The organism is Streptomyces sp. NPDC059009, from assembly GCF_042740175.1.
Classification (GTDB): Bacteria; Actinomycetota; Actinomycetes; order Streptomycetales; family Streptomycetaceae; genus Streptomyces.
This window is the reverse complement of record NZ_JBHYJB010000034.1, coordinates 111,988-122,832: the sequence shown is the minus strand read 5'-3', so window position 1 is coordinate 122,832 and position 10,845 is coordinate 111,988. Positions and strand designations below refer to the sequence as shown.

At 69.5% G+C, this 10,845-nt stretch carries 7 protein-coding genes and 2 pseudogenes; 6 read left to right on the top strand and 3 right to left on the bottom strand.

The window, feature by feature from the left end:
* Nucleotides 1-191: pseudogene (locus ACFWYM_RS30550) on the bottom strand (ketol-acid reductoisomerase); the annotation flags it as partial.
* A 277-nt stretch (nucleotides 192-468) separates the two neighbouring features.
* Between ACFWYM_RS30550 and ACFWYM_RS30545 the strand changes: the two are divergent.
* Nucleotides 469-1,587 (top strand): annotated as a pseudogene (locus tag ACFWYM_RS30545) (FAD-dependent oxidoreductase).
* A 48-nt stretch (nucleotides 1,588-1,635) separates the two neighbouring features.
* Here the strand turns inward: ACFWYM_RS30545 and ACFWYM_RS30540 are convergent.
* Nucleotides 1,636-2,733: an acyl-CoA dehydrogenase family protein gene (locus ACFWYM_RS30540; protein ID WP_384844453.1), complete on the bottom strand. Its 1,098-nt coding sequence runs from the start codon at nucleotides 2,731-2,733 to the stop codon at nucleotides 1,636-1,638.
* A gap of 266 nt (nucleotides 2,734-2,999) precedes the next feature.
* Here ACFWYM_RS30540 and ACFWYM_RS30535 point away from each other — a divergent pair, with 266 nt between their 5' ends.
* From ACFWYM_RS30535 to ACFWYM_RS30515, 5 genes are all read left to right on the top strand, one after another.
* Nucleotides 3,000-4,472, top strand: coding sequence for a peptidoglycan D,D-transpeptidase FtsI family protein (locus ACFWYM_RS30535; RefSeq protein WP_384844447.1), 1,473 nt, complete (start codon nucleotides 3,000-3,002; stop codon nucleotides 4,470-4,472).
* Nucleotides 4,473-4,504: 32 nt separating this feature from the next.
* The gene (locus tag ACFWYM_RS30530; protein ID WP_384844444.1) at nucleotides 4,505-6,205 is read left to right on the top strand and encodes a D-alanyl-D-alanine carboxypeptidase family protein; all 1,701 of its coding nucleotides are present in this window, start codon (nucleotides 4,505-4,507) and stop codon (nucleotides 6,203-6,205) included.
* A 394-nt stretch (nucleotides 6,206-6,599) separates the two neighbouring features.
* A complete protein-coding gene (locus tag ACFWYM_RS30525) occupies nucleotides 6,600-7,823 on the top strand; it encodes a YcaO-like family protein (RefSeq protein WP_384844442.1) in 1,224 nt (407 codons plus the stop codon).
* 239 nt (nucleotides 7,824-8,062) lie between these two features.
* Nucleotides 8,063-8,947 (top strand): hypothetical protein, encoded by an 885-nt coding sequence (locus ACFWYM_RS30520; RefSeq protein WP_384844439.1) that lies wholly within the window; start codon nucleotides 8,063-8,065, stop codon nucleotides 8,945-8,947.
* 106 nt (nucleotides 8,948-9,053) lie between these two features.
* Nucleotides 9,054-9,524 carry a cupin domain-containing protein gene (locus tag ACFWYM_RS30515; RefSeq protein WP_384844436.1) on the top strand — a complete coding sequence of 157 codons (471 nt, stop codon included), beginning with the start codon at nucleotides 9,054-9,056 and terminating at the stop codon, nucleotides 9,522-9,524.
* 78 nt (nucleotides 9,525-9,602) lie between these two features.
* Here the strand turns inward: ACFWYM_RS30515 and ACFWYM_RS30510 are convergent, their stop codons facing one another.
* A complete protein-coding gene (locus tag ACFWYM_RS30510) occupies nucleotides 9,603-10,829 on the bottom strand; it encodes an Ig-like domain-containing protein (RefSeq protein WP_384844433.1) in 1,227 nt (408 codons plus the stop codon).
* Between the last annotated feature and the right edge of the window lie 16 nt (nucleotides 10,830-10,845).

Below are 10,845 nucleotides of genomic sequence, written 5' to 3'. Positions count from 1 at the left end.
ACACGCAGGCCCTGCTCCTCGGCCTTCGCCTTGGACTTGGAGCCCTCGTGCAGACCGACGCGCACGTCGACGCCCGAGTCACGCAGCGAGAGGGCGTGAGCGTGGCCCTGGCTGCCGTAACCGATGACCGCGACCTTGCGGCCCTGGATGATGGACAGGTCGGCATCGTCGTCGTAGAACAGCTCGGCCACGGGGAATCTCCTCTGTGCGCTGGTGCCGGCGTCGACCGCACAGCCGACTCGGCGGTCCGGTCTTCCGGCGGACGTCCTTCGACAACGAAAATTGCATGCCTGGCTCATGCCGGTAAGTAGACTTTGGTCTATTTCGCCAACATAAGTCGACTTATCGCTACTGCGGCAGATGTCAGAGCGGAACTGCGCTCGCACCTATCACCCATCGACCGCCGAATCGAAACATCGTCAACCTTCGTCTCGGGCGAGGCAGTCGGAGGACCGGTAGGAATGCCCCATGAGCTGTCCTCGTGTATTGGTCGTCGGCGCCGGAATATCCGGACTGGCTCTGGCCACCGCCCTCAGATCACGTGGCATGGAAGTCGACATCGTCGAGCGCGAAGCGCAGTGGCGGACTTCCGGAGCCGGTCTCTACCTCCCCGCCAACGCGGTTCGCGCGCTGCGCGAGCTCGGTGTCGCCGAGGAGGTGGCCAAGCGTGCCGAGCGCGTCGCACGCCAGCGGATCCACGATCATCTCGGGCGCCCCCTCGTGGAGTTCGACGTCCGCAGGATCTGGGGCACGGTCGGCGACTGCCTGGCGATCAGCCGCGCCGACCTCGGCGGCGTGCTGCGCAGGTAGATCGGTGACACGGTCGTGCGGTTCGGCACCCAGGTGACGGACGTGCGCACCGACGGGACGGTGACCCTGGCCGACGGCTCGGAGGAGTCGTACGACCTGGTGGTGGGCGCGGACGGCATCCACTCCGCCGTACGCCGCAGCGCCTTCGGAGGGCCGGGGCCACGCTTCCTGGGCCAGCTGTGCTGGCGGTTCATCGCCGACGACGCGGAGATCTCCGGCATCCACGACTGGACCGCCCGGCTGGGCAGCGACGGCCGCGGGTTCCTGACCGTGCAGCTCGGCGGCGGTCGCGTGTACTGCTACGCCGACATCAACAGCCCCGTGGCGAAGGCCCCGGACGGCGACTGGCGCGATCTCTTCAGCGACTTCGCGGCTCCGGTGCCGCGGCTCCTCGAACAGGGCGCGGACGCCCATTTCGCGGCTCTCCACGAGAGCGTCGGCGCGGACTGGGCGCGATCGCGCGTCGTCCTCATCGGCGATGCCGCGCACGCCTGTTCCCCGAGCATGGCCCAGGGAGGAGCGATGGCACTGGAGGACTCCCTGGTCCTCGCCGACCTGCTCGCGGGCTCGGGCCGGCGCGTCGGCACGGACCGCATCGAAACAACCCTGCGCACGTTCCAGGCCCGCCGCGCGCACCGTATCCAATGGGTCCTGGAGCAGAACCGGCGCCGGGACAGGGCCCGCGGTCTTCCCACGCCGCTGCGCAATCTCGTCATGCGTCTCGCGGGCGAACGCCTCTTCAAGGCGAACCACGCCCCGCTGCACAGCGCACCATGAAGAGAACTCGGCGGCCCGGCCATGCCCGTCGAAGGTTCCCTGCCTCCTTCAGCCGTCCGTCATGGGCGAGCTCGGCGGGTTCGCGCCTGCGGCACCCCGGTCCATCGACAGATGGCCGAGGTGTGCGCCGCGCACCTCGTCCGTCTGCCCCTGCACCAGCAGGAACATCCCCTCGCGGGCCAGGCGTTGCGCCCGGCTGTCCAGGGACATGGCCCGGCCGCCGCCGGCCACCACGGCTGCCGTCGTCGCGGTCCGCATCAGGTCGTACGCCTGCGTCTTGACCGCCAGCCTCTCCTCGATGCGCTCGTACGGGACCGGGTGGTCGGCCAGGGCGTACGCCTGCCGTCTGACCTCGTCCAGGCGGGAGCGCAGGGCGTGGGCCGTCTCCTGCCCGGCCGGGGCGCCGTCGAGCAGCGCGAGGGCCGACTCGGTGATGCCGAAGACGGCCGGTGAGGCGTTGGTGTTCTTCGGGCGGTCGGACGCGGCCCACGTCTCGTACGGCGTGCGCAGGGCGACGGCTTCGTCGGGCAGCCGGAGTCCGTCCAGCTCGAGCGAGACCGTGCGTGAGGCGCCGAGCGCCGCCAGTCGCATGGGCGCGGACGGGCGCAGTCCCGGCTGGGCCCGCGCCTCGGTGAAGGCGAAGAGCGCCTCGTCCGCTTCCGTCACCCCGGCCAGCAGCATGACGTCGTTGAGCCCCCAGCCCGTGTACCAGGGGACCGTCCCGTCGAAGCGCCAGCCGCCTCGGTCCCGGGTGGCCCGCACGGGAACACGGGGGTACGCGCGCAGCTGGGCGTAGGCGACGCCGGACAGCAGCTCACCGCTGGCCAGTGGGCCCAACAGGCGCTCGCGCACGGGCAGTTCGTTCTTGGCCAGGGTGCTGACCGGTGTGTGGTGCTGGGTCTGCACGAACCACGTCGAGCAGCACGCCCCCGCCAGGATCTCGGCGATCTCACGCGCCACGGCGGCGGGCGCCGCCGAACCGCCGTACTCCACCGGTGCGCTCACACCGAGCAGCCCCGACTCCTTGACGGCCTCGATGCTGCTGCGGGGCACGCCCTCCTGGTCGACGCGTTCGGCGATGGGCGCGAGCACGTCGGTGGCGAGCCGGCGCGCTCGGGCGACCAGCGGGTGCGGGTTCCGGTTCAGGCGAGGGGCCGGGCCCGGGGGCGGCCCCGGGGTCGAGTCGGCGTTCGGTGCGATGGCCATGGAAAAGATCTTCCAACGCCATGCACGCGCTGTCGAACCTCGGATCACGCGGGCAAGCAGCAACGATATCGACGATTGATCAACCCATATCCCCTTTTGGTCATGGACAGGGAGAGGGCGCTCCTGTTCTCCTCGATGAACGGTTTGCCCGATTTCATCCGTCATCGGCGCATCCGGTGCCACCGTGCAACCGAATTCGGAGAACGATGAACAGGACGATACGGCTCACAGCAATCCTCTGCGGGATCCTCATACTCTCCCTGCTCCTGCAGGCGACCTGGGTGCAGTTGGTGTCCAGTCGCACGCTGGCCGGCGACCCGAGCAACCGCCGCGTGCCGATCGCCGCGTTCTCCCAGCCGCTCGGCGACATCGTCGTCGCCGGTGATGCGATCACCGGCTCGAAGCGGACTCCGGGCTCGGACCTCAAGTACAAGCGCGTCTACCGGGACGGCGCCATGTACGCGCCCATCACGGGCTACTTCTCGCAGGCACAGGGCTCGACCTTCCTCGAAGGCGTGGAGAGCGATCTGCTCAGCGGCAAGGACGACCGGCTCGTCCGGAATCCGCTCTCCGCCCTGACGCGCGAGAGGCAGCGCGGCGGCGACGTCCTCACCACCATCGACCCCAAGGCCCAGAAGGCCGCGTACAAGGGGCTCAAGGACCTCGGCGCCAAGGGCGCGGTCGTCGCGCTCGACCCGCGCTCCGGCAAGATCCTCGCGATGGCGAGCACACCGTCGTACGACCCTTCCGTCTTCGCCGGCATGTCCGCCAAGGAGGGCAAGGCGTTCACCGCGCTCGACCGGGACAAGGACAAGCCCCTGAGCAACCGGGCGATCCGTGAGATCTATCCGCCGGGCTCCACGTTCAAGATCCTCACTGCGGCGGCCGCGCTCGAGCACGGAGTCATCACCGACATCGACGCACGCACCGAAGCCCCGGCCCCCTACCGGCTGCCGCAGAGCTCGACCGAGATCGGCAACGTCGTGCCCAACTCCCAGTGCGACAGCGTCTCTCTGAAGACCGCGCTGCAGTGGTCGTGCAACAACGTCTTCCTGGACGTCGCGCACAAGGCGGGCAAGGACAAGATGCGCGAGACGGCGGAGAAATTCGGCTTCAACAAGGAGCAGTTCATTCCCGTACGCACGGCCCCGAGCGGCTACCCCGAGAAGCTCGACCAACCCCAGACCGCTCTGACCGGCATGGGCCAGGGCAGCCTGACCACCACCCCGCTCCAGATGGCCATGGTGACCGCCGGGATCGCCAACAACGGCAAGGTGATGCAGCCCTACATGGTCGATGAGCTGCGCGGACCCGACCTGTCCACGCTCGACAAGAACGAGCCCGAGGAACTGAGCCAGGCCGTCTCCGAGGACACCGCGCTGAAGGTGCAGGAGATGATGGAGAACACCGTGACCGAAGGCACCGCCGACAAGGCGCGCATTCCCGGAGTCACGGTCGGCGGCAAGCCCGGCACCGCGCAGCACGGCGCCGATGTCCGCGATGAACTCCCCTACGCGTGGTTCGTCTCCTACGCCAAGCAGGCGGACGGCACCTCCCCCGTCGCCGTCGCGGTCTTCGTCGATTCCAAGGACATGGACATCCCCCGCTCCGACATCGCGGGCGGAAAGCTCGGCGGCCCGATCGCGCAGGCGGTCATGAAGGCCGTACTGGACAAGTAGGCAGTCGCGACGAGAGCGAGGTGGCAGGACAGATGAAGGCGATACGAGGAACAGGCGAGCCGACCGGTGCGTCGCGGCCGGAACAGGCCGAACAGGCCGAACAGGCCGTGGACGGAGCCCAGGAGGACAGGGACGACAGCGAAACCGCAGGAGCGGCAGCGGCCCCCGAGACGGACCAGGACCACGAGTCGGACTCCGAGCGGACGAGCAAGTTCGTCGCACTCAAGTCCCTGGAGGCGCCATCGGCGAAGGCGCCCCGCACCGACACCGACACCGACACCGACACCGACACCGACACCGCAAACGGTCCGGGCGGCGGCGAGCAGGTGCCGGGCGCGGGCACCGGCTCGCTGCCGCCCGAAGACGACGCCGTCGCCGTCGCCACAGGAGCCACACCGTCGGCCGAAGCCCCCACCACGCACCCCGTGCCTCCGCTCGACCTGCTCGCGCAACTCACCAACACCCCGCCGCCGCCCGAGACCATGAGACGAACTCTGCTGCGTCGCCTGCGGATCTGGACGCCCCTCTTCCTGCTCCTGTGCGGCATCGTCGTCGGGGCCCAGCTCCTGCGGCCGCTGCCGGCCCCGGCCCTGACAACGGGAGACGCCCCGTCGTCCGTCACCCTCGACGGGCAGGTGAAGCTGCCGTGGCCGGAGCAGGGGCAGGGCGCCGTTCGCATCCAGGGGTCGGGAAAGGTGGGCACGTTCGGGGAGCAGAAGCCCGTGCCGATCGCCAGTGTGGCCAAGGTGATGACGGCGTACGTACTCCTCAAGGAGCACCCGCTCAAGAAGGGTGAGTCCGGGCCCACGATCGAGGTCGACGCCAAGGCCGTGGCGGACGGCGAGGCGAAGGACGAGTCGCGCATCGAAGGGCTGACCGCGGGTGGGAAGTTCAGTCAGCAGGACATGCTGAAGATGCTGATGATCCCGTCGGGCAACAACATCGCCCGCCTCTTGGCCCGTTGGGACACCAAGAGTGACTCGGAGGCGGAGTTCGTCGACAGGATGAACGCCGCCGCGAAGGACCTCGGGATGGCCGACACCACGTACACCGATCCCAGCGGTCTGGACTCCAAGACGGTGAGCACCGCGGCCGACCAGCTCAAGCTGGCCGAGGCGGTCATGAAGTTCGACGCGTTCAGGGCGGTCGTCCAGCTGCCGAACGCCACGATCAAGGGCCTTCCGCAGCCGATCAACAACAACAACGACAACCTGCTGCTCGCCGGTCTGAGCGTGAAGGGCATCAAGACCGGGTCGAACACCGCCGCGGGCGGGACGCTGATGTGGGCCGCCTACAAGACGGTGGGCGGCAGGACCCCGCTGATCCTCGGCACGATGCTCGGCCAGCGCGCCGAAGGGCCCGACCCCAACGGCGCGAACAGCCTGGTTCTCGTCAAGGACAACAGCAAGAAGGTCATCGAGGCCGTACGCGACGCCATGACGTCCACGGTCGTGGCGAGGAAGGGGCAGGTCGTCGGGTACGTCGACGACGGGCTCGGCCGGCGGGTCCCGCTGGTGGCCACCAAGGACGCCAGGGCCGTCGGCGTACCGGGCCAGAAGCTGACGCTGAGCATCCGCGACGGAGGGGAGGCACCGGCGCGGGAGGCCAGGGCCGGTACACGCGTGGGGGTGTTGACGATCGGCAGCGGGCCCGGCGCGTCCACGGTGCCGGTGGCGCTGCAGGAGGACCGGACCGCGCCGTCCTTCGGGGCGCGGCTCACGCGCCTCGGGTAGACCGGACGGAGCCGCCGCGGACAGCACAGTCAGCAGATCTGACCTAGGGTCAGAAGCCCTTTCCGGAAAGGACTTTGGACCCACTCCTGCCCCATGGCGCCCATGTGAATCTTGGGACGCCGGGCCGAACTGCCCGGCGGTATCGCTCACACAGAGCCCCCGCAGAGAAGGAATGGATCATGGGTGCCTTTCACACGCTGAACGCAGTGGACATCGACCTCCTCGATGACGACGTCGACGCCACGACGGAACAGTGCTCCGACGACGCGGAGAGCACGCACGCGACTGTCTGATCACGTCGTTGACACCGGTGCGGGGGTGCGTGCTCGAGCCCACCCCCGCTCCGCCGATGGTGGAGGCCATGAAAGACCTGGCACGGGAACGAGAATTATCCTTGCCGCACGCACGGCGGCAGGCCAAGGCCGACATCCGCGCACTGGGCTGGACCCAGGACGTGGAACTGGTGCGGCCCGTCGGACTGACGGCGGCACACTGCCGCTTACGGACCAGTGAAGGAAAGCCGATTCCGGGCGGGGTGGGCAGCGGAAAGGGCTTCCCCGACGCGGCCACGACCGGTGCGCTCTACGAGGCACTTGAACACGCCCTCACCGGCCCAGGAAGCCTGAAGCACCTGGAATACGTGCTCCGTCCCAGCGCCGCTGTCGCCCATGGCACAGCCGGTCGCGAGGACGCCGTGCGCATCCTCGCCGAGCAGGACGACGCCAAGGTCGCCTGTCTGCGCTACCGGGCGCTGGACGGCGGGGAGGACCTGGAGCTGCCCCTTTCCCTGTGGGCACCCTGGTACGTCACACCGACCGCCCGGGCCGCCGAGGCCCGAGGCGCACTCGGCGACACCACGGACTACAGCCGCGTCCTGTCCTACAGCGTCAACTCCGGCTGCGCGATCGGCGCCACGGAGGACGAAGCGCTGCTGCACGCACTCAACGAATGGGTGGAGCGCGACGCGTTCTCGCTGTTCCTGTGGCGCTCGATCCACGAAGGCGGGGACATGCCGCCCCGCATCCCCCGCAGCTCGATGCCGGCGCACCTGGCCGACGCCATCGACCGGATCGGCGATGCCAGCGGCCGCCGGACCTTCGTACTGGATCTGACCAGCGACATCGGCGTCCCGGTGGCGCTCGCCGTCGTCGCGGCGTCCGGCTCCCGGCCCGCGCAGTACGGGCTCGGAGCGTCCTTGAGCGGGGAGGTCGCGCTGGAGCGGGCCGTCTCCGAACTCGCCCAAGGGCGCCTCATCCGGCAGGCGTACGGCGGGAGTTCACAGCCCGGGCTCGCCGTCGGCCGGCGTCTCGCCCAGCAGCCGCGCCTGCTGGCCTGCGCACAGATCGCCTGCGCGGACCGCCTGTACCAGGCTCCCGCCGTCAAGCCGTACGCGGACGGCGAGCTGGCCGAAGCTCCCGTGCAAGAGCAGCGGCACGAGGTCGTCCGGCGCATCGCGGCGAGCGGTGTGCGCGTCGTCGCGCACCGGCTGCGTCAGCTCAGCCACGGCACCACCGTGGCCCAGGTCCAGTGTCCCGGCCTCGAACGCTTCCACCTCGTCACGGAGGGGCACTTCGCGCGGCCCGGACCGCGTGCCCGAGCGCACCGGGACGGCTCGTGATCACGCCACCGGCCGCGCGCGCGGCCGGTCGGCTGCCGACGCGGGACGGCCACGTCCTGCGGTGGTGGGAGTCCGGAGAACTGCCGGGCACGGCCCTGCACCGGGCCGGAGCCGGACACTCGGCCCTCGACGAGGGCCTCAGCCGGCGGACTCGAAGAACCGCGGCCCAACTGGGCCGCCGACACTGCTGACTTACCGCTGCAAGCCGCTCGACCATGCTCACAAGCTGGAGTTCCACCGTGGCGACCGCCGCCCCCTTGCACCACATCTTCCTCAGGCCCAGTGAACTGAGCCGATGCTTCCTCCTGCGCACCGGCCTCGCCGAGTGGCTGGGGGTGAAGACGCCCGTACGGGATGCCGAGGGCCGACGTCGACTGTCCGGTGTGCTGCGCCGCGACATGGTGCTCGGCCGGTTCGAGGGCTTCCAGTTCACGGAGAACGGTGTGTCCCTCGCCTACCTGCCGTCACCCAAGGCCGGGGCGGAGGCCGCGCCCGGGGCCGGGGCGCATGCCGGCCTCGTCGCCGCGGCCCTGTCCGATCCGCGAGCCGAGATCGTCTTCCCCTTCCCGCACCTCGACGACACCTGGCGGGAGCAGCTCTGCGGTCAGGAACAGGTGTCTGCGGACGGCCAGTTGGCCCCGTTTCTGGACGGGGACGAGGACGGGGACGAGGCCCACTTCCGCGCCCACACGGTCCACCATCTCTCCCAGGGTCTGCGGGCGGGCTCGGTGGTCTACGATCCGGCCTGCTCCACCGGGGCACTCCTGGCCGACCTGCGGCGCGCCCTGCCCCAGGTGTCCGTCGCGGACGCCCGGCAGCCGCCGGGGCCCGACGAAACGGTGGACGTGCTCGTCCTGCGGTTCCTGAACAGCGAGGTCGTGACGGTCGCTCAGTCCGTCGACCTGTTCGACACGCTCATCGGCACCCTCGCCCCGGACGGCCAGGTCCTGGCCTTCGGGCGCACTCCCCTGGTGCTCCCCGTGCACGAAGTGGCCAGGCGCCATGGGCTGACCGTCGTGTCCCGCGTGGCGGGGGACGCGACGACGGACACCCTCTTCCAGTACTACGTGCTCGCGCGTCGACACCGGGCAACCGGCCACCGTCAGCAGGCAACCGGCCAGTAAGAGACCTAAGGCCCTGACCCCCGGGGCCGCGGCGCAGCACTATCTCGGGTGACGAGAGCGGAAGCCGTCGGCGGCTCCGCCGGTCTTTCACCGAGAGGTCTCACGCATGCGTATGTTCCGTCGTGCCCTGGCGACCACTGCCGCCTCGGCGGCCTTCATCACGACGGCAGGCGTCGCCCTGCCGTCGGCGTCCGCCGAGGGGAGGTCGACCGCTCCGGTCGTGAGGGAGGTCGCCGAGGGCAGGCAGGAGGGCCCCGTGCGCGTCGACGTCGACGGCCCCGTCCAGGTCAACTACCGGAAGATCACGATCCCGCCGGGCGGCGGCACGGGGCAGCACTGCCACTACGGCGAGCTCGTCGGTGTGGTGAAGAAGGGCAAGCTCACGCACTACGCCCCGGTCCATCCCGGTGGCGTACGCACGTTCAAGGCGGGCGAGTCGATCGTCGAGGGCAGCGGTTACGTCCACGAGGGCCGCAACGAGGGGAAGAAGGACGTGGTCCTCTGGGTGACGTACATGACGCCGGAGGGCAAGCCGCTCGCCGAGCCCGACCTGAGCAAGTGTGACGCCAAGCGTTGAGCGGCGGCCGCGCGGCCCGCATCCGTGGTGGCGTGCGGGTGCGGGTACGGGCTCGGGTACGGGTACGGGTACGGGTGCTCAGATCGCCGAGCCCGCCTTCCACTCGGCCCAGCTCATGTTCCAGCCGTTGAGGCCGTTGTCGGGCTTGATCGTGGTGTCCGGGGAGTTCTTGACGATGACCAGGTCGCCGATCATCGAGTTGCTGTAGTACCAGGAACCCGGCTGGCCGGGGTCGTTCCCGCCCTTGACGTCGTTGAGACCGACGCAGCCGTGACTGGTGTTGCTGTTCCCGAAGATCGAGTCCGCGCCCCAGTAGTTGCCGTGGATGAAGGTGCCCGACGTGGACAGGCGCATGGCGTGCGGCACGTCCGGGATGTCGTACTCGCCGCCGAAGCCGACCGTGGAGCCGTCCATGCGCGTCTCCTTGAACATCTCGGAGATCACCATCTCGCCGTTGTACGTGGGGTTCTTGGCGGAGCCGGCGGAGATCGGAATGGTCTTGATCGTGTTGCCGTCCCGGGTGACCGTCATGCTCTTGGTGGCGACATCGACGGTGGAGACCTGGCTGCGGCCGACCTTGAAGGTGATCGTCCTGTCCTGGATGCCGAAGACGCCCCGGGAGCCTTCCACCCCGTCCAGGCGCAGCTTCAGCGTGACGGTCGACCCGGCCGTCCAGTACTTCTCCGGACGGAAGTCGAGACGCCGGTCGCCGAACCAGTGCCCGACGACTTCCTGACCCGTGCTCGACGTCACCGTGATGCGGGACTGGACGGCCTTCCTGTCCGTGATCGCCTTGTCGAAATTGATCGACACCGGCATGCCGACACCGACCGTGGCCCCGTCGTCGGGTGTGAAGGTGCCGATGAAGCTGTTGGCCTCGGAGACGGTGGTGAAGGACGAAGTCGTGCGGGTCTCAAGGCCGTTGGAGTCCTTCGCGGTCGCCGAGATCTTGTAGACCGTCCCGCGCTCCAGTCGCCCGTCGGGCCGCCAGCTCCTGCGGTCCGCCGCCATCGTGCCCTTGACGGGCGTGCCCTTCGGGCCGGTCATCGAGACCCGGGTCAGCGTGCCTTCCCTGACGGTGACCTTCGCGTCCTTGTTGATGCTCGCACGGGTCGCACCATCCTTCGGCAGCACGGCTATGCGGGCCTGCGAGCGCTGTTTACCGGCGGCCGCGTCCGCCCCCTTTCCCTCCTCGTCCTTCTTCGCGACACCACATGCCGAGAGCACCAGACCGGCACCGATCAGTGCGGACGAGGTGAGCAGGTTCCTGCGGCTGCTGTACTGCGCCGTCACACGCTTCTCCATTCGTGACCATGAGGGG

Bases quoted from the DNA above. Each gene is read 5' to 3' on its own strand.
- ACFWYM_RS30535 (WP_384844447.1), top strand. From the start codon at position 3,000: ATGAACAGGACGATACGGCTCACAGCAATCCTCTGCGGGATCCTCATA.
- ACFWYM_RS30515 (WP_384844436.1), top strand. From the start codon at position 9,054: ATGCGTATGTTCCGTCGTGCCCTGGCGACCACTGCCGCCTCGGCGGCC.
- ACFWYM_RS30530 (WP_384844444.1), top strand. From the start codon at position 4,505: ATGAAGGCGATACGAGGAACAGGCGAGCCGACCGGTGCGTCGCGGCCG.
- ACFWYM_RS30510 (WP_384844433.1), bottom strand. From the start codon at position 10,829: ATGGAGAAGCGTGTGACGGCGCAGTACAGCAGCCGCAGGAACCTGCTC.